The 26792-nt window shown below is 37.8% G+C and carries 20 protein-coding genes; 14 read left to right on the forward strand and 6 right to left on the reverse strand.

Features of this window, described 5'->3' with window-relative positions; all coding sequences use genetic code 11:
* Nucleotides 1-260 precede the first annotated feature (260 nt).
* Complete coding sequence (gene htpG, locus JXQ92_RS14025; protein ID WP_421987250.1) at nt 261-2156, reverse strand: molecular chaperone HtpG; 1896 nt, start codon at nt 2154-2156, stop codon at nt 261-263.
* Nucleotides 2157-2985: 829 nt separating this feature from the next.
* On the opposite strand from htpG, the gene JXQ92_RS14030 reads away from it, so the two are divergent.
* From JXQ92_RS14030 to JXQ92_RS14045, 4 genes are all read left to right on the forward strand, one after another.
* Nucleotides 2986-3279, forward strand: coding sequence for a hypothetical protein (locus tag JXQ92_RS14030; protein ID WP_421987251.1), 294 nt, complete (start codon nt 2986-2988; stop codon nt 3277-3279).
* A 410-nt stretch (nt 3280-3689) separates the two neighbouring features.
* Nucleotides 3690-4844, forward strand: coding sequence for a 6-bladed beta-propeller (locus JXQ92_RS14035; RefSeq protein WP_421987252.1), 1155 nt, complete (start codon nt 3690-3692; stop codon nt 4842-4844).
* Nucleotides 4834-5427, forward strand: a complete 594-nt coding sequence (locus JXQ92_RS14040; RefSeq protein ID WP_421987253.1) for a hypothetical protein — start codon at nt 4834-4836, stop codon at nt 5425-5427. Before JXQ92_RS14035 ends, JXQ92_RS14040 begins: the two co-directional genes overlap by 11 nt.
* Nucleotides 5428-5636: 209 nt before the next feature.
* On the forward strand, nt 5637-6656 hold the full coding sequence (locus JXQ92_RS14045) for a hypothetical protein (protein WP_421987254.1): 1020 nt from the start codon (nt 5637-5639) through the stop codon (nt 6654-6656).
* 14 nt (nt 6657-6670) lie between these two features.
* Here the strand turns inward: JXQ92_RS14045 and JXQ92_RS14050 are convergent, their stop codons facing one another.
* Together JXQ92_RS14050 and JXQ92_RS14055 are read right to left on the reverse strand one after the other, a co-directional pair.
* Nucleotides 6671-9712 carry an efflux RND transporter permease subunit gene (locus JXQ92_RS14050; RefSeq protein ID WP_421987255.1) on the reverse strand — a complete coding sequence of 1014 codons (3042 nt, stop codon included), beginning with the start codon at nt 9710-9712 and terminating at the stop codon, nt 6671-6673.
* A gap of 5 nt (nt 9713-9717) precedes the next feature.
* Nucleotides 9718-10713: an efflux RND transporter periplasmic adaptor subunit gene (locus tag JXQ92_RS14055; protein ID WP_421987256.1), complete on the reverse strand. Its 996-nt coding sequence runs from the start codon at nt 10711-10713 to the stop codon at nt 9718-9720.
* Nucleotides 10714-10837: 124 nt separating this feature from the next.
* On the opposite strand from JXQ92_RS14055, the gene JXQ92_RS14060 reads away from it, so the two are divergent.
* Nucleotides 10838-13966 carry an efflux RND transporter permease subunit gene (locus JXQ92_RS14060; protein WP_421987257.1) on the forward strand — a complete coding sequence of 1043 codons (3129 nt, stop codon included), beginning with the start codon at nt 10838-10840 and terminating at the stop codon, nt 13964-13966.
* 3 nt (nt 13967-13969) lie between these two features.
* On the opposite strand, the gene JXQ92_RS14065 is transcribed toward JXQ92_RS14060, so the two are convergent.
* Entirely contained in the window at nt 13970-15208 is a 1239-nt protein-coding gene (locus JXQ92_RS14065; protein ID WP_421987258.1) for a glycosyltransferase, read from the reverse strand.
* A 148-nt stretch (nt 15209-15356) separates the two neighbouring features.
* On the opposite strand from JXQ92_RS14065, the gene JXQ92_RS14070 reads away from it, so the two are divergent.
* From JXQ92_RS14070 to JXQ92_RS14080, 3 genes are all read left to right on the forward strand, one after another.
* A complete protein-coding gene (locus tag JXQ92_RS14070; protein ID WP_421987259.1) occupies nt 15357-15872 on the forward strand; it encodes an FKBP-type peptidyl-prolyl cis-trans isomerase in 516 nt (171 codons plus the stop codon).
* Between the two features lie 423 nt (nt 15873-16295).
* Nucleotides 16296-16883, forward strand: coding sequence for a tRNA-(ms[2]io[6]A)-hydroxylase (locus JXQ92_RS14075; protein ID WP_421987260.1), 588 nt, complete (start codon nt 16296-16298; stop codon nt 16881-16883).
* A gap of 84 nt (nt 16884-16967) precedes the next feature.
* Entirely contained in the window at nt 16968-17588 is a 621-nt protein-coding gene (locus JXQ92_RS14080) for a hypothetical protein (protein WP_421987261.1), read from the forward strand.
* Nucleotides 17589-17594: 6 nt separating this feature from the next.
* Here the strand turns inward: JXQ92_RS14080 and JXQ92_RS14085 are convergent, their stop codons facing one another.
* A complete protein-coding gene (locus JXQ92_RS14085) occupies nt 17595-18095 on the reverse strand; it encodes a DUF4293 domain-containing protein (RefSeq protein ID WP_421987262.1) in 501 nt (166 codons plus the stop codon).
* A gap of 128 nt (nt 18096-18223) precedes the next feature.
* Between JXQ92_RS14085 and JXQ92_RS14090 the strand changes: the two genes are divergently transcribed.
* Genes JXQ92_RS14090 through JXQ92_RS14105 form a run of 4 tightly spaced genes read left to right on the forward strand, consistent with a single transcriptional unit; the run spans nt 18224 to nt 22493 of the window.
* Nucleotides 18224-19423, forward strand: coding sequence for a thiolase family protein (locus JXQ92_RS14090; protein WP_421987263.1), 1200 nt, complete (start codon nt 18224-18226; stop codon nt 19421-19423).
* A 23-nt stretch (nt 19424-19446) separates the two neighbouring features.
* Entirely contained in the window at nt 19447-20193 is a 747-nt protein-coding gene (gene truA, locus JXQ92_RS14095) for a tRNA pseudouridine(38-40) synthase TruA (RefSeq protein ID WP_421987264.1), read from the forward strand.
* 3 nt (nt 20194-20196) lie between these two features.
* A complete protein-coding gene (locus JXQ92_RS14100; RefSeq protein ID WP_421987265.1) occupies nt 20197-21969 on the forward strand; it encodes an ABC transporter ATP-binding protein in 1773 nt (590 codons plus the stop codon).
* Nucleotides 21969-22493, forward strand: a complete 525-nt coding sequence (locus JXQ92_RS14105; protein WP_421987266.1) for a hypothetical protein — start codon at nt 21969-21971, stop codon at nt 22491-22493. Before JXQ92_RS14100 ends, JXQ92_RS14105 begins: the two co-directional genes overlap by 1 nt.
* Before the next feature lie 11 nt (nt 22494-22504).
* Here JXQ92_RS14105 and JXQ92_RS14110 read toward each other — a convergent pair whose 3' ends face one another.
* On the reverse strand, nt 22505-24295 hold the full coding sequence (locus JXQ92_RS14110) for an ABC transporter ATP-binding protein (RefSeq protein WP_421987267.1): 1791 nt from the start codon (nt 24293-24295) through the stop codon (nt 22505-22507).
* Nucleotides 24296-24443: 148 nt separating this feature from the next.
* Between JXQ92_RS14110 and JXQ92_RS14115 the strand changes: the two genes are divergently transcribed.
* Entirely contained in the window at nt 24444-25547 is a 1104-nt protein-coding gene (locus tag JXQ92_RS14115; protein WP_421987268.1) for a Glu/Leu/Phe/Val dehydrogenase dimerization domain-containing protein, read from the forward strand.
* Nucleotides 25548-25612: 65 nt separating this feature from the next.
* Complete coding sequence (gene nusB / locus JXQ92_RS14120; RefSeq protein WP_421987269.1) at nt 25613-26791, forward strand: transcription antitermination factor NusB; 1179 nt, start codon at nt 25613-25615, stop codon at nt 26789-26791.
* The last annotated feature ends 1 nt before the right edge of the window (nt 26792 follow it).

Here is a 26792-nt window from a genome sequence, read left to right on the forward strand (position 1 = left end):
TAACGAATTTAGAAATGCACTAAGCCAAATAGGGTGCCAGACCTAAATGGTCTATATAGTGCATTAGAAGGGGTTTTTTACTTTTGTTTTGTAAACTGATGTCCTCCTAAGAACACTGTTGCCCGTCAGCGGACGGCTAAACTAAAAGTTCTTTATTCTTCAAGTACAGCATAGCTCAATTGATCAACTATGCTTTGGTATAAAAAAAAGCGCCCTGAAAATCCTTCAGAGCGCTTTATTAAATGTTTTTTGAGTGAAAATTATTTACTCAAAATTTCTGTACTTCTTTTTATAAAATCTGTTAAGTCCTTACCGTCTAATAGACCTTGAGATAACAAAGCAAGGTCAAATGCTTGTTTTGCTACTTTCTCTTTTGTCTTATCAGTTTTAGCTTTAATGATCTTGTCGGCTAGGGCATGGTTTCCATTAACTGAAACATCATAACTATCAGGCATTGCTCCAAACATATTGAAACCGCCTCCGCCGCCAGTAGCCTGCATTTCCTTCATTCTTCTCATGAATTCAGGCATGGTTACTGTTACAGGTGCATCAGTTGGAGCTAAGGGCTCAATAGATACTTTATAGGTCGGGTTACCGATAGATTTCTCGAAAACTCCCTGAAGACTCGTTTTATCTTCTTCGGAAAGCACTAACTCACGTTTCTCGTCTTTATCAATTAGTTTGTCAACATTATCAGCATCAACACGTTTGATTTGTGTTTTCTCCAACTTAGTTTCCATATGGTTTATGAAGTGACTATCGATTGGTGTATCGAACACTAATACATCGTATCCTTTATCAACAGCGGTAGCGATAAAACTATCTTGTTTGGCTGGTTCTGAAGAATAAAGCCAGATTTTATTACCGTCTTTGTCCGTTTGGTTTGTTTCGATATGCTTAGCATATTCGTCAAGCGTAAAGAATTTTCCTTCGGTGTTTTTCACTAAACCGAAATCCTTGGCCTTGTCGTAGAATTTCTCTTCAGAAAGCATCCCATACTTCACAAATAGTCCGATATCATCCCACTTGCTTTCGTATGACTCACGCTCTTTCTTGAATAAGTCACCAAGCTTATCGGCTACTTTTTTAGTAATGTAAGAGTTGATTTTCTTTACATTTCCGTCAGACTGTAAGTAACTTCTAGAAACGTTTAGCGGAATATCCGGAGAATCAATTATACCGTGCAATAGCATCAAGAATTCTGGTACAACATCTTTCACTTCGTCGGTAATAAATACCTGGCGAGAGTAAAGCTGAATTTTGTTTCGTTGCATTTCAAAGTCATTCTTGACTTTAGGGAAATACAGAATACCGGTTAATTCAAAAGGGAAATCTACGTTGAGGTGGATCCAGAATAATGGATCTTCCGTCATTGGGTAAAGCTCTTTGTAAAAGCTTAAGTAATCTTCATCTGTTAATTCAGAAGGTGATTTTGTCCAAATTGGAGCAGTATTATTGATGATGTTATCAACTTTTACCGTTTTCCATTTCTTCTTACCTTCTTTGTCTTCGCCGTCTTCAACAGACTCATCCTTCTGCCCGAACTGTACTTCTACCGGTAAAAACTTAGCGTATTTATCTAAGACATTTTGGATTCTACTTTCCTCAAGGAACTCTTCAGAATCTTCATTAATGTGTAACGTAATTGTTGTACCACGTTTCTTTCTTTTACCTGCTTTGATTTCGAATTCAGTACTGCCATCGCATATCCATTTGGCAGGTTCTGAACCGTCTTGGTAAGACAAACTGTCAATTTCTACTTTACCAGCTACCATAAAGGCAGAATAGAAACCGAGTCCAAACTTACCTATGATCTCTTTAGCGTCTCCAGCATCCTTGAATTTCTCCATGAATTCAGTAGCACCAGAGAAGGCAATCTGGTTAATGTATTTTTTTATTTCCTCAGCTGTCATACCGATACCACCATCTTCGATGGTGATAGTCTTCTTCTTCTTATTGACAGAGACTTCTACTCTAGGATCGCCAAGGTCACCGGAGTATTCGCCTAATGAGGCTAATCTTTTAATTTTTTGTGTCGCATCTACCGAGTTAGAAACTAACTCTCTTAAAAAGATTTCATGATCGGAGTAGAGAAACTTCTTAATGATTGGGAAGATATTCTCGGTGTGGATCGAAATTTTACCTTTTTCCTGCATAGCTAAATTTTGTCATTGTTTAATTCTGAGCGCACAATATCAAATGCCATACCAAGCAAAGTATAGTGACAGGATGTCATAATGATTTGAGTTAATACCTTGACATCACCAGCGAACGGCTTCTAGTTATTGGTCAAGTTCTAAAGATATTTTCTTGATTAAGCCTGTCAAAAAAACAGGTTAATATCAATTTTTCTTGAGAATCTGTTTTAGTGTTCTATCTAATAACCAATGTCAAAATATTGGTTAACCCGTATTTTTTCTTTCTTGAGTGAAAATATTAAAAGTATTTTTAATTATTCTATTAAACATATTGAAAAATTAATACTATAAAAAATGCAGATAAAACATTTTATATTTTAATAAATATTTCTTCATTGCAACAAATAGTTAATCAAGGGCGTTCCGAAAACCCTGAAATAGAGTAGGAAAAATAAGGCAGGAATCACGAGTGTACATAGTGAGAATACTGCCGACAGGGGATTACCGAAAACCCTAGAATAGAGTAGGTGGGAATTAACGGAAAAAGTATGAATAAGAAATATCGAATTTCTGCAATAACAATTGTGTTGATATTAAGTCTGATTGGGCTTAATACGACCAATGCTCAGTACTCAAATAATTATATGAAATCCCAGACTCTTAGTTGTGGAATTACTATAACAGGTGAATTTGGAGGTGTTAATGTTGATGTCACAGTGGATGGGGTTAAGGGAAATTGTATTAATTCTAAAATACGATCGTCCTGTTTTTGGACATTTCCATGCTTGGTCACTAAGGCTGCAATGAAGGAGGCACTACTTAATGCAATAAGAACATGAATGAAAATATGAAAAATTTAATACCTAGGTTTTTTGGAGTAATAATAGTGGTTGCCGCTTTGCTGTTTTTTGGTAAGACAACCAACGGGCAAGTTACAACTTGTGGGAATGAAGGTTTCAGAGACTACTATGAGGATTGTACTATTAGTTTAAGAGCTAACCTTTTGAACATTAATGTCCTGTTAGAAGCTTCAGGCTCGAAGAATAATTGTTTAAAGTCGGAAGATAATGTTTGCGAAAGTTTTGCTTGTATTAGTAGTGCAGCTGCCTACATAATTGAGAACATAGAAAAACCACACTAAGATTAGAGATATGAAAAAAAATAATTTAATAATAGTTTTTGCTGCAAGCCTTTTTTTGTGCTTACCAAATATCAGCGAAGCCCAGAAAATCACATATGGATTCAGAGATTTTCATCAAGAATGTAAAGTGAAAGTTACTCTTACGGTTGAAGGTGTTTCGAATAGGTTTGAAATAACTGGATCGAAGAATAATTGTATAGAGTCGATTAATTCTGGTTGTACCGCAAACCCTTGTAAAAGTGTAAATCTTCGGTCGTTGACTGAAGCTATTAAGGAGGTTCTTCAAGATTAACCTTCTGAAAAAAGTAAGAGTTCTGGATAATATCAGTCAATCCGGAACTTTTTTTTGACCTACTCTGATGATAAATTATATGATAAAAAAAATATTAACACTGCTCTTAATTTTATGTTTGATTAATTCTTGCAAGGACGGCGCAAACATTGGGATTGTAGAAGTTGAAAATGGTTCAAAGCTTATTTCTATAGACGCAAGTTGGTTTGAACCTCCGAAGGATTTTCAAGGTCAGGATGTACAGTACATTCCGTTAGAAACAAATAGTCAAGCTTTAATAGGTACAATTGATGAACTAAAAGTGGTTGATGATTTGGTTTTTGTATTGGATAAAAATGTTGCCAAAGCATTACTCATTTATCGGATTGATGGAAGTTTTGTAAACAAGATAGCTGCTAGCGGACAAGGCCCTGAGGAAGTGAATAGAATCAATGATTTCACTATAAATCGAGAGGAGGAAGAGATTCTAATAAGTGATTTAGGAAAGCGAAGGATATATGTATATAATTTTGCCGGCGATCTACTCAGAGTGGAACGAAATGATCTTTGGTATACGTCACTAGAATGGATTAACAAAGGTTTGTTCTTATACTATTTGAGTCATTACAGTGTAGATGAGAACAATGGAGATATTGGTCCTCTTGTCGTATTAGGAGGTATTGACGGAAGAGCATCTGATGAGTATTTCAAAATCGATAGCCGACAAGCGAATATGACAATTGTTGAGAGGTTTCATTTGTCGCACAATGGGCAAGAAGTTCTTTTTACTAAAAAGTTTGACGAGAATATTTATTCAATGAATAAAAATAGTGAGTTAGTTTCAGTTGCAAAAGTTGATTTTGGACACTTAGGGATCGAGAAAGACTATAGAGAACTAAAAGTTAATAATTATCGCGTTTTTGAGAATGAAAGTCCTTTCGCTCAACTCAGAAATGCTTACTCAACTAGTTCAAGCTATGCTCTAGGCTATACAAACCCTGTAAAAATGAATGGGCTACAAATTCATATGCAGGCTATAATTCCAAAAAACAAGGGTGAAGGTTTTTTGTATATACCCACGAATAAACCAGATTCAACAGGGGTGATGTTACCTTCGATTATAGCCTCAGATGATAAATATTTTTATGGGTTTTATGATGCTGATGAATTTATTGCAGCAAATGATGAAAATGAAGAGGTTATTTTGAAAAAATATCCTTTGCAAAAACTTCAAAAAGTAAATGAAACTGATAACCCGATACTAGTAAAGATAAAAGTTAGAGATGAAAAATAAATTTATGTCAATATTGATGCTGGCTTTGGCGTTGTCCTTTTTGGTTCTATTCATGTTTGAGCAATCTAATAAAACTAGGATCAGCGAGGATTATGACTTATTAAAATATGAGCATATGGTCGGTTCTTTTATAAACAGTAAACTTTCGAATAACTTAATCAGAAGTAAGGATTTTTATACATCAAACCCTGACTTTGGAAATATTGAACTTCTCGGAGAGAACGGTATGCCACTAACTATGAAAAGTGTTTTAAAGAGAGATTATACGATTTTTTTTAGATACACAGAACTTGGCTGCAATACTTGTACTGAGGAGGTTATTAAGCTTCTTAATTCTTCTAATTTGGAATTAGAGTATTTATCTACATATCAGAGCAAAACATATCTGAACACCTTTAAGCGTATGAATGGTATTGAGCAAGTTGTTTATAATGTGCCATTGAGTCAGGAGTTATTTCCTTTAGATAGTTTAAATATACCTTACTTTTTTGTTGTCGATAAATTTGGAAAAGTTGTCGATGCACATATTCCGATCAAAGAAGATTTGAAATATACGGAAGAATTCATAACAAGGGTCATGTAAAAATAACAGAGGTATTTGGGACTAATTTTGCAAGGAATTTATGTGCCAATAATCCTTTTGAATGAATAAGAGCTCTTTCGAGTTATCATTCCGATTAATCCGAAATAAAAGACCCATTGGATTTAATGGAGATCTATTCCGTTTGATACGCCACAACTGAACAATCAATCACCCTTGACGTTCATCTTGTAAATAAACACAACAAGATTATGTGGTTCATTAACAGTTTCAGTGCAGTAGTCATTCTTATGTTTTTCAGTAGCACCTCATTCTCCCAAGAGTCCGAAGGTATTGTTGCGAAAAGGATCAAAAGCACAGATGTTTATAATGAGAAGGAATTTGTTGTTAATGTTACCGATATCACTATTGTTGATGATCGAATTGTGATTGTTGATGACAAGGCAGGTAAGATTGTCCTTAGTGATCTGAACCTTGATGAATTTCAAACCTTTGGAACTCTAGGTGCAGGACCACAAGAGTTTGGTCGACCTTATATGCTTTTAAATGATATAGAAGATCAGAAGCTATACATATACGACAATCAAAAGTTTAGAATCTGGCCAATAGATATGACCAATTTGGAATTGGAGAAGGGCTTTTCTTTTGAATTTATGATGGTATACCAAACAGTTGCAATTAAAAACTCTTTGGTTTATTTCACAAGCATTTCTAGGCCTGAGGTTGATGTGCTTAGATACGATATCAAAGAAAGAAAGCAGCTTTCTGGTATTGATTTGGATAAGAGTTCAGTGGAATCATTTATGGGTCGATATATTCTTTCTAGTAATGACCGTTTTGTCGTTGTATCACCATACGATGGATTAGTGGTTGACACATTTAACAAAGAGTGGAAACTAATTGATACAAAAGACCTATCCACATTGCCCATTGTAAAGAAGCGCTTGAGTATGAATAGGGCGAGCGGTGTCTCTATTAGTGGAAGTGGCAAGAACCAGATTAATGTGAAATCCGGTAAATCTACAATCAGTAGTATGAGGCTTGATGGAGATGACTTATATCTGTTGGCTTATTCTCGTGATAAAGCACTTAAGAGTAGAGCGAATGTAATTCTAAAGTATACCTTCAAAAACAAGTCCTGGAGCCCTTCTGGAAAGATCATACTTCCTCAAGAAAACTCATACAGTACGTTTGATTTTTTACCGGATGGCAGCAAAATCGTTGCATTTGACAGAGAAAATGGAACAATAGATCTTTTCGATATTAAATAATTAGAAATGGTTTATTATCGTTTCTTACTCACGAACCAATAAGCTAGCGGTACAAAGTACAGTGCGGTGAAAGTTCCAATAGTAAGACCACCAATGACTGAAAACACCAAAGGTCTTTGTAGATCAGCGCCAATTCCTGTAGAAAAAACAACGGGTAGTAAAGCAAGAATGGTTGTTATTGAGGTCATTAAAATAGGCTTTAGCCGTATTTGACCTGTTTTGGCAATTGCTTCGGCAATTAAATTCTTTCGCTCTTTTAGATTGTCAGATTTGATTTCAGCCTTGAATCTATTGATCGTATCTATTTTCAAGATGGCATCATTTACCATAATTCCCAGCATAACGATTATGCCAATGGCAGACATAACATTCAAAGTAATTCCCGTTAGTTTCAACACGATTAAAGCACCGAGAATCCCTAATGGAAGCGTAAATATTACGATAAGAGGCTGGACAAGAGATTCGAATTGTGCTGCAAGAATGAAATAGAGCAGCGACACGGATATGATTAGAATAAACACTAACTGTTTTAGGTTTTCTTTGCTTTCAAAGTAGCTACCACTAAAGTCTACATTGAGGCCATATTTAGCGCCAATTTTTGGTAAGGAATTGGTGAGACCTTCAATATCCTTATCTGTTATCGTTTCCCATTCTATCGATTGATAAGGCCCAGTTCTGTCTGCGGTAATATTCTTTTCCGAATTGATGAATTCCAAGTTCAGGAATTGGTCCAGCTGGTATTGTTGTCCATCTCTTCCTTGTACAGTAGCGCTAGCCAGTTTAGATTTTAGATCTCCTTGAGACCGGTTTATTTTGATAGGTGTAACCTCTCCAAATCTTCGTATTTCTGTTACCAAGAATCCATCTAGGGATTTTGAAAGGGCACTTTTAAATGAGCTTTCGGTGATGCCATAAAATGCTAAAGCCTTGTTGTCAATAACTGCTTGGAGTGATTCTTCAAAGAGAAAGCCTTTCCCATTTTGTGTAGGCGAATTCGTATATTCTGAAATGTCTGTCAACAGTTTGGTAAGGGCATCTTCATTCAATAACTCACTTCGCCCTAAGTTTTTCCATTTGGTAATGAAATAGCGTTTATCACTTTCAAATATCTGATCGAATGCATTGGGAGCGTCCTCAATTTTCAATGAGGCATTTGGGTGCTTGGTTTTAAAGTAGCTACTAAACCAATTTTCAGTTTCTAGTTTCTCTTGTTTGGTTTCGAACTTTAGGTAAAGATCGGCGCTCTCGACCCTTCCATCTTCAATGGCTAAAAGAAATTGACTAATACCGATGTCAGTTTCAGTTATAGGGTCGACTGGTAGTTTAGTAAGTAGTTCTTTTATGCGACTTTTATTCGCTGCCGCATCAATAGGTTCATTCCAATTAATTGAAATTAAACTTTCGGTTTTCTCAATATCTGGAAGCCCACTTTTTTCGAAATCTTTAACACCAAAATATGATAAAGGAATAAGCAACAGGAGAATTGCAAAACTCAACCCTTTAAACCGCCAAATCACTTTGTAAATGGCTTTATAAAGCTTGAGAATAAGCACAAAGAATATACTGTCTTCCTTGATTTGACGCTTTGACTTTTGAAAAAATACTCGGTAGAGTAGCGGTAAAAGAATAAAGGCAACTAACAATGAGGTACCTAGTATGATAGCTACAGAAACGGCTTGATCGTAAAAGAGTGAGCCCGTTAGTCCATTTAGAAAAACAAGCGGTACAAAAACGGCCAGCGTCGTTAGCACTGAGCTAATTAAAGGCGCCATGACCTCATTTACACCTTGAATACAAGCTTCAATGATGTCTAATCCGTCTTTTCTTTTCCTTGTGATATTATCGATGACAATTATGGCATTGTCAATGAGCATTCCCAATCCGAGCGCTAGTCCGCTTAAGGAAATAATATTGATTGAAAGACCAACAGCTCGGAATAAAATAAAGCTAATGAGAAGTGAAATGGGAAGTGTAATGCCCATGATAATTGGCATTTTGAAATTTCCCATAAACAGGAATAACACTAGAAATGCGAAAACACCACCGTAAATCAAACTTGTTGTCAAGTTATCTATACCTGCATTGAGTAAGGTAGACTGATCCTGTGTAAGGTCAAATTCTGCATCTGGATAATCAATTTTAAACCTTTCAATAGCCTCATAAACTAGCGGAACTAGTTCTGTCATTTTTGCACTGTTCTGTTTATGCACGGTAATGACGAGTCCTTCTTCTTGACCAAAGAGGTGGTAGCTTAGTACTTTTTCTGTTTCAAACTCGACATCTGCAATTTGATTGAGACTGATGACTTCTCCATTTGGAGTGGACAGTGGTAGTTTTTTGATTTCGTCAATATCATCAAGCCTATTGGCCATTCTAACGAAGTATCGGTACTGACCATCTTTGATAGAAAGACTACCGAAACTTCTATTGGCACTATTAAGTACGGCTTCGATTTGAGACTCAGGTATATTAAGTGCTTCTATCTGAGCTTTATCAGGTTTAATGGCGATAAACTGTTCACGGGCGCCATTAATATCGACTATGGATATGCCTTCAATCTGTTCTAGCCTTTTCTTTAAGACTCGTTCTGCTAGTTCCGAAAGGCCAATAAAGTTATCAGGGTCTTTTGGAATTACCTGGAGCCTAACGATTGGGATGTCGGAGGTATTAATTCTAATAATTCTGGGCCTATCCACATCTCGCGGCAATCCTTCTTGAAGTCGATCTACCTTTTCGTTGATTTCAATGTAGGCAAGATCCATTCTAGTGCCATAATTAAATTCCAGCTTGATTAAGCCTGTTTCGCTACTGGCGGTACTCTCAATTGACTTGAGATTATTCAAGGAATTCAATTCCGCTCTAATCCGATCAAGAATGCTGTTTTCTACAACTTGGGCTGAGTTATTCGGGTAGTCTACTTTTATAACTACCGATGGTACTTCTATACTGGGAAGGAGAGAAATGGGTAAGTCCCTAATAGCAAGTACACTAAAGAATAGTATGCCTATGAAAGAAAGAAAAACCGCAATAGGTCGATTTATTAGAAATCTTACCATGGGGCTTAATTATTATTGAGGTCTGAGCCTATAGCCACTTTTGCTTCATGTCCAATTTGCAAAAGATTGTCCGAAACAATCACTTGGTCGCCTTCTTCTAAGCCTTCAAGAATTTCAATATCCACACCATTATCCAAACCTACTTTTACGTATTTCCAAATGGCCAGCCCATTTTCAAAGGTGAATACTACTTGACGTCCTGATTTTATGACTAAGGCATCTCTAGGGACGATAATGTTATCTGATTGCGGTACCCTGATTACGGCATTGGCATTCATACCGGGCAGTAAACCTTCGGTTTCTTTTAGCTGAAGCTTTAGTTCGACCATTCCATTTTTATCGACTTTGGGATTGATTTCGCTAACGTAGGCCTCGAAAATCTTGTCTTTAAAAGACAGGGTATAAATATCGGCGCGTTGGCCAAGCTTAATGTGCTTGAAATCCGTTTCTAAAATCTTCGCTGAAAGTGTTAAGTTTTTTGGCTCATAGATGGCGGCTAATTTGCTGCCGCCTGAAATGATATTCCCTTGTTTTTCTTCGAGTTCAGCAATTATGCCACTGATAGGAGCCAGGATTTGAGTCCTTGCCATATTCATTTTAGCTTCTTTCAGGTTAATTTCTGCAGAGGGTACTCCATTCTGAACAAGAAGATTCTTTTTCTGGAGTTCTGTGATACCTGCACCATAGCTTAACATGGCGTCAGTGTACCGGACTTTAGCATCTTCTAGACTTGCCTCTGCTTTTTCTACAGCGAATTGTTGTTGCGTATTTTCAAGTTGGCCAATGACTTGACCTTTTCTTACCATTTGTCCATTCTTAATATTCAATTGCTTAAGAACACCACTTGCCTGAAAAGTAATGGATAGTTCGTTACCCGAAGCAATTGTTCCTGACGAGTTGATTAAGAACTCGAAAGGCCGGTATTGTGCCTGTGCTATGGATACCATTGTTGGCTCAACATCTTTTTTGAGAGACTGAGTATCCGGTATTTCTGTTTCCACCTTTTCTGGTTTACAACTAAAAACACAGGTGATCAAGAGAAGGTAAATTATTTTTTTAAACATATTTGTTAAAAATAGTACGAAACAAATGAATTAAAAATAAAATTTTGCGTAAAATTACACTGTGCAGTTCGTACAGAAACCTTTCAGACTCATTATTGTATTTATAGTTCTGGCCGTAATTGGCATAGCTACTGTGCCACGTCTGAATATTAATTTCACACCTAATCACGAAGTTCCTGCACTCACAGTTTCATATAGTTTACCAAATTCATCACCAGATATTGTGGAGCGATTAGCGACTTCTCCTATAGAGAACGCTTTATCGCAACTTGAGGGATTAAATGGCCTTAATAGTGTTTCTAGTTATGATGTGGGTCGGATCACTTTAGATTTCGATAAAGATGATGATATCGATTTTAGAAAGTTTGAGGTAAATACGATCATACGAAACATATACAAAAAGTTACCAGAGAACCTTTCTTATCCGAGAGTTGAGCAGAGCAGTGGTGAAGACAACAGAATACAAGAAACACCCATTTTATCATATTCTATAAATGGTCCATTTGCTTCACATAAACTTCAACAAGAGGTAGATGAATTTATCAAGAAACCTTTGTCTCAGATAAAAGAGGTAAAAGAGGTTAGTGTTACCGGCGGAAACCCACTCCAAATCACTGTAGATTTTGACTTGCCTACCCTTGTTAGGTATGATTTAACAAAGGCGCAAATTGTAAGTGCACTGAATGCGAATAACAATGATGTATTCGCAGGTATGGCGAAGCTAAGTAGTGGTCAGCAATTCTTTTTGAAGACATCTTCTCGATTATTGGATTTGCATAATCTACGAGAGGTAGAGATTGCCGTCATAGATGGAAAGGCGCTCCGCTTAAAGGATGTGGCAGAACTCTATATAGAAGAAAGAAAACCAACTTCTTATAGAAGAATAGATGGTAAGAATGCCGTTTATATGAGCATTTATGCTCGAAAGGGAGTGAACAAGATAGTACTTGCTGAACAGGTTAAGGATGAAATTGCTCGGCTCCAATTGAATTTGAACAATGATATAGGCATTACCCTAGAGCAAGATGATACTGAGTACCTGGCAAAAGAAATGGACAAGATTTATATCAGAACGGCCTTGTCTATCTCTATTCTGATCGTATTTATTTTACTTATCAATAGGAGTCCCAAATACCTGTTTACGCTATTCTTGGGTATTATTGTGAACCTCTGTATCACTGCTATTCTCATTTTTCTGCTCAAAGTAGAATTGAATATTTACTCGATTGCCGGTGTCACCATTTCGTTTGGTTTAATCGTGGATAATGCGATTGTTATGCTAGATCATATGCATAGAAAGAAGAATGCTAAAATTTTCTTAGCCCTTTTAGCCGCATCTCTCACCACAATTATGGCATTACTGATTGTCCTTCTTTTGCCAGAGGAAGAGCGAAGAGACTTGACCGATTTCTCAATCGTTGTGGCCATTAATCTAGGCGTTTCACTGCTAATCGCCCTTTTCTTTACTCCTGCGCTTTATACCTTGTTGTTTAAAGAGCAAATAGCGCTTAGAAAGCAATTAAGTATAAAGGGCCTGAGGAGGCGTGTCAGAGCTTTTAGAGCTTATTCGGCAACGATCGGATTTATACTCAGGTTTAGGAAGACCTTTATACTTGTGGTGATACTCGCTTTCGGATTGCCAGTCTTTAAATTACCGGTACAATGGGAGGGGCAAGAATGGTATAATAAAACAATAGGAAGTGATAAATATCAAGATGATATCCGCCCGGTAACTGATAAAGTTTTAGGCGGTGCATTGAGGAAGTTCGTTAACGAAACGTACTCAGGTTATAGATTTGGCTCACCCGAAAGAACAAGGTTGTCCGTTAGAGCTACGCTACCTTTCGGAACCACTCTGGACGATGCAAATTTCGTAATCGCTAGAATTGAGGAGTATATAGACGGGATTGAAGGTATTGACAAATACATTACAAATGTTAGGAATGGCTCAGCTGATGTTTCGATTATGTTCAAAACGGCCTATGAGAATTCTGCTTTACCTTATCAATTAAAGGCTAGGTTGCAATCTAGGTCTGTAGATTTGACAGGGGTAACTTGGAGTATAACTGGTTATGGGCAAGGTTTTAGAGCAGGTGGTGAAAGCGGATCTTCACCTCAATTATCCATAAAGATGAAAGGGTATAACTTTGATGAACTTGAGGCTCAGGCAAAGGTGTTGGGCGAAAAGCTCAAGAAACATATCCGAGTAAGTGAAGTTAATGTCAATGCTGAGGGGGGATGGAATAGGAAAGCCATCAGTGAATATGTGCTCGACTTTGATGTAGCACGGCTGGCAGCTGCGGGAATTAACCGAGGAGATATAGTTCGAATGCTGCAAGACTTGACTCCAGATAATGGAGCATCTTTATCAGCAAACTATAATGATGAACTCTTACAGGTTTTTGTAAAAGCTAGTAGCGCGGATAAATTTTCGAAATACGATTTAACAGAACAAACTCTTCCTTTAGATACTGCGAGATTTATCAAGATTCAAGACTATGCGACATTGACTTTTGAGAGAACGGTTAATAGAATTTATAAAGAAGATCGACAATACATTAGGCAGTTGGCATACCAGTATAACGGAGCGCCAAAATTTGCAACTCGCCATAGAGAGGCTACTATCGAAGAAATGAGAGCGGAATTACCAGTTGGGTATTCTGTTGAAGCTACTACAGGATATGGCTGGAGTCAATCGTCAGAGAATAGAAAGTATAATTTACTACCTATCCTACTTATTGGTATTTTCTTTATTTGCGCCGTTTTATTCGAAAGCCTGAAGCAACCGCTACATATTATTGTAACAATACCGATATCTTTTATCGGCTTATTCTTAATTTTCACGCTATTCGACTTTCCAATGGACTCAGGTGGCTATGCCGCATTTATTCTTCTAGGTGGTTTAGTAGTCAATGCCTCTATTTTCGTGGTCAATGATTTTAACAATAGTGATAAGAGAAATCATAACAGAGCGATTATTAAAGCTTTAATGGGTAAAGCCCAGCCTATTCTTTTAACCGTTTTATCAACCTGTTTCGGACTTATTCCATTTCTATTAGAAGGTGAAAATGAATTTTTCTGGTTCTCATTGGCCATAGGAACTATCGGGGGACTCGTATTCTCTATGATCTCAGTATTTATTTGCCTTCCCGTGTTCCTATCTAGAAAGAAGGCAAGAGTCGCCAACTAGACTTTACGCTTCCTGATTTACTGTTTGTATGAGTGCTAAAGTTCGTCTATCCCAATTAAAAGAAGCTTGTTCAATCGCCCAGCGAATAGGTATGTTTGGGTAGTATTTATCTCGGACAAAGTGCACAAACTTCATACATAGAAAACCATCGAACCAGACAAAAAACTGTTTCTTAAACTGATCTAGGGATTTGCAATTGGCCTTAATGAGTTTGATTTTCTCATGATATGGGTATTCTGACAGAAAAGCCTTCGGTATGCTGGATAGTCTGTCTATTACTTCATTAACATCGTTATGATAGAAAAGGTCAACCGAATCGAGTAGGGATTTTAGTTCTTGAAATATTTTGGGGTCGTAGGATTGATAGACATTACTCGTTTGATCTAGCCAATCTTGCTGTGCCTTTCCGGTTCCAAATGGCACCCTGTCTGAAGTTCTACAAGAAGGATATACGGTTGCCTCACGTACTTCTTTGAACTTTTCATGAGGGATGATTTTATGCAAGAAATAAAAGTCTTCACCCGCTTTTCTTTTATTCATGCCACCATGCTTAGCATAAGTGGCGGCCTTTACCAACATACAAGACCCAATAGTTTGAATGGCATACGGAAAGCCAGCAGATTTAAGGCCTTCCACATAATATCGAAGGAAGAGTTCGTAATTGATAATGCCTTTTTTGAGCCCCTCATTTCTTTCATGCTGAAAAGCATGTTCGTAATGAACCTCACCAAGATTGGCGTTTGATTGACCGAATTTTTCTTCAATAGCCGAAAGATAATTCTTTGAAACCCTACAGTCAGCATCCAAACATACGATGGTTCCATCAACATCAATTGATAGAAAGCGTCTCAAAGCCTCGTCCATGCCTATCTTTCTGGCCAAGCCAACTCCTGCATGCTTATGTGGTAAATCGAGTGCTTTTATTAAACGGAACTTTATAAGGCTGTTTTTAAGATTACATTTCCATTGATCAAATTCTAAAATAGTTTTCAGGTTTTGCTCATGTATTTCCCGGTGATCGTTTTCTGATTTCTCATTTACAACAATGATTACTTCTACAGGTCTAGTCTGATGGTTACACGCCAATAGTGCCTCAAGTGTACCGATCAAATCAGGTTCGTTGTGGCACGGAATCACAATAATCATATTGCAATCCGGATGAATTGCCTCATCAAGAATCGCTACTCTTTGCGCAAACCTCTTAAAGTAGTTATCAAAGTATCCCCGCTTGAGTTTATTCATGAGTTAAAGTTTCCTCGCTCCTATCAAATTGGATTGAATCCCTAAGATATGTTTAGTTTTTTTAACAAATCAATTCGAATTTTTTAACATAGAGAGTCTTTTTATAGGAGTCGCAAATGCTCTACTTCATTAATTAAAAACACACACTATGAAAAGATTAATATTAGTTGCCCTACTAGTTTCAGTTTATGCCTGTAATGGCGATGACCTTGAACCGTACGATCCTATTGCTCAATTGGAGATAGATTTAAATTTGATTGACATGGAGCTGGCATCTACCGGACAAGCGGTAAAGCTTCATACTAGTGGTATAAGGTATTTTATAGAAAATGAGGGTGAAGGAGTTTTTCCAACGGAAGCTGATTCAGTACTCACTCACTATGAAATTTACACTCTAGATGGAGAATTACTGGATACTTCAGTTGAAGATGTTGCTTTGGCGAACGGAATTCATTCAACCAGTCGCGATTACGATCCATTTTTATTCGAGATAGGAACCGGTGTGGTTATAGAAGGTTATGAAATTGGCACTAAACTTTTAAATAAAGGAGCATATGGAACATTTTATGTTCCCTCAACACTTGCTTATCGTAGTTACGGACAATCAAATATAGGCCCTAATCAGGTGTTAAGGATTAAAATTCAATTAGAGGATATTCTTTGATTTTACAGACATTCGTTGCTTACAATGGCTATGCAAGCATTTGATTAATGAATTTACATGGTCAGTATGTTGTTGAAAAATTGATTTAAACCTTTCCAGCCAGTTAAGCTACAATGGATTCCAAGCTTATGGTTACTCAATACCATAAACTTGGAATTCTACTTGACCTTCATTTTCTCGTCCATTCAAGATAAAATGTATTCCTTTTACACTGGCGAACATCTGGGTCCTGCGATGGTTGATCTTTAGTTTGTCCATAGGCAGTTCTATTGAGACTGTTTCACGAGTATCTTTGACGGAAACGGATCAAAATACTGCTTCGTAATAGCTCAGCGAAATTATTAATTGATATTAAACATTAGTAATCACTAGTTGAATTTAAGCTGGTTTCAATAAATTCGAGCTTCATTAAACCTGAAGCTTATGAAGTATTCTGTAGAAGTATTAACTGCATCGCCGCAAGCATGGATTGATGCTGTTTTGGCCGACTTCCCTTCTTTTCTACAGGATCACGCAGATTGTGAGCGTAAGGCCTCAGCCATGGCCATGAGTTTGATTGCCAAGTATCCGGATAGAGATCTTATTATTCCTGATATGATTGATACGGCTTTGGAAGAACTGGAGCATTTTCAGCAAGTATATGAGGTAATGAAACAGAAAAGTGTACCGCTTCCTTCTAAAATGGAGCCTGATTTATACATTCATGAGCTGATGAATGAAGCGAAAGGAGGGTCATCTGATTCACGTTTTTTGATAAGGCTTCTTCTAGGTTCAGTCATTGAGTGTCGCGGCTGCGAACGTTTCAAACTGGTGGCCGATAACATCGAGGATCCTGTCTTAAAGAAGTTTTATAAAGAGCTTTGGGTTTCTGAAGCTAAGCATGGAAATATCTATGTAAAGTTGGCGCTTCATTACTTCGATGAGGACTTGGTGTATACAAAATTGGAAGAGTTGATGCAGAAAGAGGCAAAGATTTTAGCCAATTTAAAGATAAGACCTGCACTGCATTAACAGTTCTTAACCAGTTTAAACATCCCTTAACTAAGCTTAACTGTTCTTTAGATATGTTTTTGATTGCTTGCATTCAAAAACACCATGAAAAAATACATATACACAATATTAGTCGCTCTTTTTGCTTCGATCAGTTTAATAGCTCAGGAAAAGGAGAAAGCAGCAGGTTTTCTAGATATCTCTTACAACCCAATAGCTTCAGCACAAAAGAATGAACTTTTTGGTGGCTTTTCATTGACTTATAGCAAGCCACTTAATGATCGTTTAACACTAGGGATAGAGGGGTTTTATGCCCCAAGCGCAAACAAAAGTGGTTTACATCAAGATGTGAGCAGTATTACGGGTATTAATGTGCGAAACTCACATAATATTACCGCTTCATTAAGCCTTGATCTTAAATATTTTTTGAAAAAGGGTGCTTTTCAAGGACACTATTTTGGAGCAAGAGTAAACAACTTATTAACCTATGCCTCTACTATCAGAAGTTTTGATATCGAACCCTCAAAACGGGAGATAAAAGCATTGCCGATGATTGGGTTCTATTACGGGTACCGTAAAAGCTTCTTAAAATCTTTTTTCGTGGATGCCTCGGTTGGCCTTAATCCACATTTTCAACCTTTTAAAGATGTTCGAATAAATGTTAATCAGGTATTTGATTTCCGATTGACCATAGGGTACAGAATCAAGCTTTCAAAGAAAAGGTAGGGCTTACTATCTTATTCTATCGACAGACTTTACTAGTTTTTCATCCTTACGAATAAACCTATTAGCTAGTATATTAAGAATCATGGCTGCTGCCGGAAAGAAAAAGCCGGCCTGAATGTTTCCTTGAACCTCAGGACTAAGTGCCTTTTCGAATTGAGAAATGTTGTAAAAACAAAGGCCTAGGGTAGCAGCCATTAAAAGTGCATTCAATGCGCCCAGTTTCATCTGGTTCAAACGATTTTTGAATTGAAATACAGAGAAGATTGCCACTAAAGAAGCTGCAATAGCTAATACACCAACGTACCATGTGGAGGTGGTTGAAATGACACTGTCATCAGATTTATCAGATAGTGTGCCGGCAGTATCAATCACTTCCATTTTAAAAGCAGTGAATACCGCAACAGTATTATTAGTTTCATTTACCTCAGCCCATATAAAGTAGGCTAGCACCATTCCCATACAAACGGCTACACACAATAAAAGTACAGTTTGAATTCTTTGGATCATTGCTTTGTTATTTGAATGACAAATTTAAGCGTTCGGATTTTAGAATTACGTTTTGGCTAGGAATTTTCAATGCTAAACCAAAATTCTTTACTTCGTAACTTCTTATTCTAGCACTCTAAATAATAGCAATGGAATCTGCCTATATCGTTGATATCGTAAGAACACCAATAGGAAAATTTGGAGGCACTCTTGCCTCAGTTAGACCTGACGATCTTGCCGCACATGTGATAAAATCTCTGCTCCAAAGAAACGCCACTTTCGATCCTTCATTGGTCGAAGATGTGATCTTTGGTGCCGCAAATCAGGCAGGTGAAGACAACCGAAATGTGGCTAGAATGGCTGCGCTTTTGGCGGGTATGCCCTTAGAAGTTGGTGGTATTACAGTGAATAGGCTCTGTGCTTCTGGACTTCAATCCATAATGGATGCTAGCCGTGGCTTAATGGTTGGCGATGGTGAGGCTTATATTGCTGGAGGTACAGAAAGCATGACAAGAGCGCCTTTCGTAATGGCTAAGTCGGAGACGGCTTACAGTAGAGCGACAGATATTTATGATACGACTATTGGCTGGCGTTTTCCGAATGCGAAATTATCAGCACTACATTATCCTTACGGAATGGGAGAAACGGCAGAAAATGTTTCAGAGCGATGGAATGTGAGTAGAGAAGCACAAGATGAGTTCGCACACAATACGCAGTTAAAGTACCAAGCAGCACATGAAGCAGGTAAGTTCGAAGATGAGATAGTTCCGGTAGATATTCCGCAGAGAAAAGCAGATCCTATTCATTTTAATAAAGATGAACACCCGAGGCTTTCTTCTGTAGAAAAACTAGCCAGTTTGAAACCAGCTTTTAAGAAAGATGGAAGTGTAACGGCAGGTAATTCATCTGGAATAAATGATGGTGCTGCCGCATGTTTGATCGTGAACGAGAAGACATTAAAACAGTTTAACCTTACGCCAATGGCTCAAGTAAAGTCGATGGCTATAGCAGGCGTTTCGCCAGACATTATGGGCGTAGGACCAATACCAGCATCTAGAAAAGCATTGAAAAGAGCGGGTTTGAAAACCAGTGATTTAGATTTGATTGAATTGAATGAGGCGTTTGCCGCACAAGCAATCCCATGTATGCAAGAACTAGAATTAGATCCATTAAAAGTGAATGTTAATGGAGGGTCTATCGCAATTGGTCACCCTCTTGGTGCAAGTGGAACAAGAATAGCAGCCACACTTTTACACGAAATGAAAAAACAACCTAATGCTAAATACGGGTTGGCGACCATGTGCATAGGAGTAGGGCAGGGTGCGGCTATCGTTTTTGAAAAATGTTAAGTTCTTACTGACCTACTGAAAACGTGCCTCGCTATTTCCTACAATTGAGCTATAAGGGAACCAACTACCACGGTTGGCAAATTCAACCGAACGCGCATACCGTTCAGGCAGAATTGCAATTGGCGCTCTCTACTGTGCTAAGAAAAGAAATTGAAATTATGGGTAGCGGTCGTACGGATACAGGAGTACATGCTAAAAAACAAGTTGCCCATTTCGATTTAGCTGAAGAAGTCAATTGCGAAGACCTTATTTATAAACTCAATAGTTTCTTGCCTGAAGATATAGCGATCGAAAGCTGCAGACCAGTTAAAGCAGAGGCTCATACCCGATTTGATGCGAACGAAAGGGCTTATCATTACTACCTTCATCAAAGTAAATCTCCCTTTTTAACAAAAAGAAGCTATTACTATAGCCAAAACCTTGATGTGGAATTAATGAACTTAGCTGCAACTAAACTTATTGGTTCGCAAGACTTTGAGAGCTTTAGTAAGGTGAAAACCGAAGTGAATAACTTTATTTGCAACATCAGTGAAGCAAATTGGTTTTTAGAAAACGATCAGCTTGTTTTTCACGTTAGGGCAAACAGATTTTTACGTGGCATGGTAAGAGCACTCGTTGGTACGCTTTTACTTGTTGGTGAAAATAAACTTAGTGTCGAAGAGTTTGTCGAAGTAATTAAAGCAAAAAACCGAAAGGCTGCAGGCAGAGCTGTGCCGCCTCATGGGTTATATTTAACAGAGGTCAGTTATCCTGAGCATATTTATCTCTAACAATTGGAACAAGAGAAAGAAAAAGTAAAAAGTGGTAACCTGGTTGATTTCCAGGTATTAAAAAGGCTGTTCCAGTTTGCAGAGCCCTATAAGAAACAATTTTATTTGTTGGTTTTCTTGACGGTTTCTATGGCACTTTTGGCGCCTATCCGTCCTGAATTAGTCAGAAGAGCTATAGATAATTACGTGCCCGCTGGCGATTACGACGGATTGGTCTTTATGACCACTATTCTGATCGCACACCTTATAATTTCAGCAATCGTTCAATATTCACACACCTATTTATCTGGTTGGGTAGGTCAAGTAATTATTAAAGATGTTAGAGTAAAGCTATATGAGCATCTTTTAAAACTGAAGCTCAAATTTTTTGATAAGACCCCAATAGGTAGACTAGTGACTCGCAACGTTTCAGACATTGAAACGCTTTCGAATGTCTTCAGCGAAGGCATTGCCGCGCTTATTGGTGATTTGCTTCAGTTGGTTGTTTTAATGGTGGTAATGTTTATAACTGATTGGAGACTTACCCTTGTTAGCTTGTCGACACTGCCACTTTTGATTTTCAGCACCTATATATTCAAGGAGAAAATTAAAGTCACTTTCAATCAAGTAAGAAATGCGGTTTCTAACCTTAATTCCTTTGTCCAAGAACATGTAACAGGGATGAACATTGTCCAGATTTTTAATGCCGAAGATCGTGAAATGGATAAGTTCAAGGAGATAAACCAGCAACATAAAAAGGCACATATTAAATCTGTCCTCTATTACTCTATTTACTTTCCTGTAGCAGAAATTATTCAGGCCGTGGCCATTGGAATGGCAGTATGGTATGGGGCTAGAGGAATACTCGTAAGCATTAACACTGGGCCAGGTGTAATTATCGCCTTTATCATTTATATACAAATGTTCTTCAGGCCTATCAGAATGATCGCCGATAGATTTAATACGCTTCAAATGGGTATTGTTAGCTCAAATAGAATCTTTGATTTATTAGACAGTGAAGATCATATTGCCGATCAGGGAACATATAAGCCTGAAGAAATATTGGGCAAAGTGTCTTTTAAAAATGTCTGGTTTGCCTACAATGAGGAGGATTATGTGCTTAAGGATATTTCTTTTGACGTAAAGGAAGGAGAAACGATAGCACTTGTTGGTGCTACAGGGGCTGGTAAGTCTTCTGTGATTAACCTACTCTCTAGATTCTATGAGATTAATAAAGGAGAAATACATATTGATAGTAGGAATCTAAAAGAGTTTGATTTAGGGGCGCTTCGAAGCCATATAGGAGTAGTTCAGCAAGATGTCTTTCTTTTTTCCGATACCATCAAGTACAATATTACTTTAGGTAATCCAGATATTCCTGATGAAAAGATGCGAGAGGCCGCAAAACTAGTCGGTGTTGATAAATTGATTGAAAAGCTCCCGGGAGGTTATGATTACAATGTAATGGAACGTGGGTCAACCCTTTCCGTAGGTCAGCGTCAGCTCATTTCTTTTGTAAGGGCTATGGTTTATGACCCGAAAATTATAGTGCTAGATGAGGCCACTTCTTCCGTTGATACTGAAACAGAAGAGCTTATCCAACGTGCGATAGAGGTACTTATGAAAGGCAGAACGGCCATCGTAATTGCCCATAGGCTTTCTACTATCCAAGGCGCCGATAAAATCATAGTGATGGACAAAGGAGAGGTAAAGGAAATTGGTAACCATCAAGAATTAATTGAACAAGACGGGTTTTATGCTAACCTGTATAAAATGCAATACAAAGAGATTGTCTAATGAAAAAGAGAACAGTAACCATACTTGGATTTTCGGCAATTGCAGTGATTACCGCCGTGTATTTCTATTTAGGGGGGTTGAACTCCGTAGAATATTCAGTTGAAAATGTTTCTGATTACAACCTGATTGGCGTGCCATTTAAAGGTAAAGCTAAAGATAAAGCGATTGAAGAAGCATACTTTGAAGCCAAAGAGTATGTCGAAAGCGGATCGATTGCCGGAACGCTAACCCTAGTTCATTATAATGACACCACTTTGGCAGATGGTGAACAAAAGCTTTTTATAGGTATCAAATTAGACGCTGGAATTGCCGATTTGCCGGCAAACTATGAACGCATGACGATTCCCGTTAAACGTGTAGTTCGCGCTTCTATTGAAGCTCACAATTCTGTGATGCCAAGCCCTGGAAAGATTGAAGATAACCTCTATAAAAGAGCCGATGAGCTTAACATTAGGCTTCAAGACTTCACAATAGAACAATACGTTTCTGCCAATTTGTTGATTATTGACGTGCCGGCTAAATAAGGTGTTAAGCGTTAAGATTCACTAGTCTCTTCCTGTTTCAGCTGTTTTTCGTAAAGCTCTTTGTATACCCCGTTTTCAGCCAAAAGAGATTCGTTTGTGCCTTGTTCGATAATTCTTCCTTCGTCTAAAACAATGATTTTATCAGCCAGTTTTGCAGAGGAAACTCTATGAGAAATAATCACTGTAGTTCGGCCTTTCATAAGGGTGGAAAGACTATTCAGAATAGTGTTTTCTGTATTGGTATCTACTGCAGATAGTGCATCGTCCAGAATTAGAATATTAGGGTTGCGAACTATTGCTCTGGCAATTGAAGTACGTTGCTTTTGCCCACCAGAAAGTGTAATTCCCCGCTCGCCGAGCATTGTTTCAAAGCCTTTCGGGAAATCGATAATGTTGTCGTATAAATCGGCATCCTTGGCAGCTTTGAATACCTCGTCTTCCGTAATATCGCTATTACCAAAAGCGATGTTATTCTTTATACTATCAGAAAAAAGGAAAAGGTCTTGGGGTACATAGCCAATTTGGCTTCGAATATTAGGAATGTCGTATTTCTTGATATTGTTATTGTCAATAGACACGTCACCCGAAGTAGTATCATAAAGTCTCAACATCAAGTTAGCGATAGTGCTTTTCCCAGATCCTGTAGTGCCAATAATCGCGATCGATTGGCCAGCTGCAACATTGAAAGAAACATTTTTTAATGCTTCAATTCCTGAGTCTGGATAAGTGAAACTCACATTATCAAATACAAGATCGCCTGAAATGTCTTTCTTAAGGTTTTCGGTAGATTGGATATGATTCTCTTCTTTTAAGAACTCATTGATTCTTTTTTGCGAAGCTGCTGCACGTTGGTTTATACTCGTAATCCAACCCAGCGCTGTTACTGGCCATGTCAGCATATTCACATAAATCACAAATTCAGCAATGTTGCCATAAGTAATTTCACCATTAATCACCTTGTTGCCGCCTATGTAAATAGTTAAAATAACACTCAGCCCAATAAGTGCCATAATGAGCGGGAAGAAAAGTGCATTGACAAAGGTCAGTCTTAACGATCGGTATTTATAAGTTTCACTCGCATTTTCGAATTGTTGGGTAGAGTCTGCTTCGCGAACAAAAGCTTTAATTACGCGAATCCCAGAAAAAGCCTCTTGTACCCCGGTAGAAAGATCGGATAGACTTTCTTGAATCTTTTCGGAGCGCTTGTTAATGATATTATTAACAAAATAAATACTGATAGAAAGTACGGGAAGAGGAAGAAGCGCGTAAAAGGTAAGCTCAGGATTTACCCTCAGCATTTGATAAATCACTAAAGGAAAAAGTACTAATAAGTTAATTCCATACATAATACCGGGCCCTAGGTACATTCTTACCCGACTTACATCTTCTGAGATTCTGTTCATTAAATCTCCCGTATTATTCCTTCGGTAAAAGCTTAGTGGTAGGTTTTGGTACTGTTCGAAGATTTCATTCTTCAAGTCATATTCGATTTTTCTAGACATAACAATGATTGTTTGCCTAACAAGGAAAAGGAAGAAACCCCTTAAGAGTGCCATTAATATCATAAGCGCTCCAAGTACAAGCACACCTTTTTCCAATTGATCAAAGAAATCGGCACCTAGGTCGCCACCTTCGAACAAACGATAGAGTGCAAAGCTGTCAGTTACGTAGTCTATAGCATAGCGCACAACACGTGCGGGCCAAACAGCAAAATAATTGGATATGACAAGGAATATGAATCCGAGTATCAGCAGATGTTTGTACTTATATAAGTACTTATTGAGGTGTCGGAGTTCTTTCACGTTATTGTTAACACAAGCAAGCTATTAAAGGTTGCCGAGCCTACTTTATTCTTTAGAATATGTCGATTTATTAATTAGTTTTGCGGACTGTCAAACAGACTGATTCAGCCGAGCTTGACAAATATAAGTAAACTGTAATACGAAAGTAATGGAAGAAGTTGATGTGACTGAAAAATCCGGAACCATATCCATCTTTGAACAAGCATCTAAGATGGGACATGAGCAGTTAGTATACTGCCATGACGAGGCAACCGGTCTTAAAGCAATAATTGGTATTCATAACACAGTACTAGGTCCCGCGCTTGGAGGAACGCGATTTTGGAACTATGCAAATGAGGAAGAAGCTGTTATTGATGTGTTAAGATTATCTCGAGGTATGACGTATAAAGCGGCTGTTTCGGGATTGAATTTAGGTGGAGGCAAAGCCGTGATTATTGGCGATGTAACTAAGCTAAAAAATGAAGCTTTTTTAAGAAGGTTTGGCAAGTTTGTAAACAGTCTTGGTGGAAGATATATAACTGCCGAAGATATGAACATGAAGACCAGCGATATGGAACATATCGGTATGGAGACCAAACATGTGACAGGATTGCCAGTAGACATGGGTGGTAGTGGAGATCCTTCTCCGGTGACTGCTTATGGTGTTTACATGGGTATGAAAGCTGCGGCAAAAAAAGCATTTGGTACTGATAGCCTTTCAGGAAAAAAGGTTTCTGTTCAAGGTGTTGGTCAAGTTGGAATGTATTTGGTGGAACATCTCGCGAAAGAAGGTGCCGAAATATCTATTACTGATATTAACCAAGAGCGTTTAGCTCAGGTTTCAAAGAGTTCTGGTGCTACCGTTGTTGGTATGGATGAAATCTATGATCTTGATGTAGATATCTACGCACCATGTGCAATGGGTGCTACTGTAAATGATGATACCCTTAAAAGGCTTAAAGCTAAAGTGATTGCTGGAGCTGCAAACAATCAGTTGGCCGATGAGGCACGACATGGTCAAATGATCTTAGAATCGGGACTTATTTATGCGCCAGATTTTGTGATCAATGCAGGTGGGATTATCAATATATCGTCGGAATTAGCTGGGGCTTACAACAAGCAACAAGCTTATAGTTGGACAGAGAAAATTTTTGATACAACACAAAATATCTTTTCTCTAGCAGATGAAAAATCTATTCCGACACAAGATGCCGCAATGAAATTGGCAGAAAAACGTATTGAAGACATAGGAAGAGTAAAACTTTCAATGTAATATTAAGTGAGCAGTTGGAAAAGCTGCTCACTACTAGTTAATTTTAAGTTCTTATATTTTTTGCAATGCTCAACAGGAGATCATTAAGAGTCAAGGCGATGCAGGCAATGTTTGCCTACAGCCAATGTAAACAAGCTAATTACCATATTGGTGTAGCTGAAATCGACGAAATCTTCCAGCCAGACCTCAATTCTATGGAGGTACAGGATAAAGATCTTCTGAAAGCCAATAGTCAGCAGGCTAAAGCTGTATTGGCAGAAAAGGTGCACGACACGCCGTTGCCAGAATCACTAACTATTTCTGCAGAAGCACAAAAAGCCGCAAACACAGTTTATAAAGAATACCTAGCTAAGTCTAAAAAGGATTTCACAGGGCTAAGAAAAGAGATGATCCTAGATGCTGAGACATTAGTCGATCGCTTTCTTTGGGTGATGAGCCTTTTGGTTAGTTGGTCTGATTTGAGCAAGGCTGAAGCGGATAAAAAGAAAAAAATCAGTCCGGAAAAGCTATTTGTCGGAGATTTTAACCTTTATGAAAATAAGGTGATCGAATTCTTCCGAAAATCATCTAAAGTGCAAGTTGGACTTGTAAAAAAAGACATCACTTGGGAAGGGGAAGAAGATCATTTAAAAGGATGGTTTAAGGACATCATTAAAAAGAACGAATCCTTTAGTGAATATAGAAGAACAGCCAATCCGAGTTTCGAACAAGATCATCAGATTGTTGATCATCTGATTAAGCAAATCATATTCAAAGAGGAGGTTATTTTATCCTACTTCGAAGAGAAAGATATTCATTGGAAAGAAAACAAAGCGATTGTTAGAAGCCTTGTAGCACGATCAGTAAGAGATGTTGAAGTAGATTCTGATCCGAAGAGTTTCAGTCTTCCGGATTTCTCTAACAATTGGGAAGAGGATAAAGAATTCTTCGAGAAGATTTTTGACACAACTATTGAGCACGATCAGGAGTATAGTAAAATGATAGCTGCTAAAACGAAGAACTGGGAAGTTGATCGTTTGGCAAATACAGATCAAATTATACTGAAAATGGCTATTTCCGAGATGATGAATTTTAGAAACATCCCTGTTAAGGTGACCATTAATGAGTATATTGAGCTCTCAAAAAATTACAGTACTCCTAAGAGTAAGCAATTTGTGAATGGTATTTTAGATGTAATATCGAACGAATTGAAAGAAACTGGAAAAATGAAAAAGTCTGGTCGAGGACTATTAGATAATAAATAAG

It is taken from the genome of Roseivirga sp. (assembly GCF_049099775.1).
Lineage (GTDB): Bacteria > Bacteroidota > Bacteroidia > Cytophagales > Cyclobacteriaceae > Roseivirga.

Coding starts and splice junctions, on each gene's coding strand:
- JXQ92_RS14105 (WP_421987266.1), top strand. CDS start 21,969: ATGAAAAAGAGAACAGTAACCATACTTGGATTTTCGGCAATTGCAGTG.
- JXQ92_RS14050 (WP_421987255.1), bottom strand. CDS start 9,712: ATGGTAAGATTTCTAATAAATCGACCTATTGCGGTTTTTCTTTCTTTC.
- JXQ92_RS14070 (WP_421987259.1), top strand. CDS start 15,357: ATGAAAAGATTAATATTAGTTGCCCTACTAGTTTCAGTTTATGCCTGT.
- JXQ92_RS14030 (WP_421987251.1), top strand. CDS start 2,986: ATGAAAAATTTAATACCTAGGTTTTTTGGAGTAATAATAGTGGTTGCC.
- htpG (WP_421987250.1), bottom strand. CDS start 2,156: ATGCAGGAAAAAGGTAAAATTTCGATCCACACCGAGAATATCTTCCCA.
- JXQ92_RS14045 (WP_421987254.1), top strand. CDS start 5,637: ATGTGGTTCATTAACAGTTTCAGTGCAGTAGTCATTCTTATGTTTTTC.
- JXQ92_RS14065 (WP_421987258.1), bottom strand. CDS start 15,208: ATGAATAAACTCAAGCGGGGATACTTTGATAACTACTTTAAGAGGTTT.
- JXQ92_RS14090 (WP_421987263.1), top strand. CDS start 18,224: ATGGAATCTGCCTATATCGTTGATATCGTAAGAACACCAATAGGAAAA.
- JXQ92_RS14040 (WP_421987253.1), top strand. CDS start 4,834: ATGAAAAATAAATTTATGTCAATATTGATGCTGGCTTTGGCGTTGTCC.
- JXQ92_RS14080 (WP_421987261.1), top strand. CDS start 16,968: ATGAAAAAATACATATACACAATATTAGTCGCTCTTTTTGCTTCGATC.
- JXQ92_RS14115 (WP_421987268.1), top strand. CDS start 24,444: ATGGAAGAAGTTGATGTGACTGAAAAATCCGGAACCATATCCATCTTT.
- nusB (WP_421987269.1), top strand. CDS start 25,613: ATGCTCAACAGGAGATCATTAAGAGTCAAGGCGATGCAGGCAATGTTT.
- JXQ92_RS14075 (WP_421987260.1), top strand. CDS start 16,296: ATGAAGTATTCTGTAGAAGTATTAACTGCATCGCCGCAAGCATGGATT.
- JXQ92_RS14085 (WP_421987262.1), bottom strand. CDS start 18,095: ATGATCCAAAGAATTCAAACTGTACTTTTATTGTGTGTAGCCGTTTGT.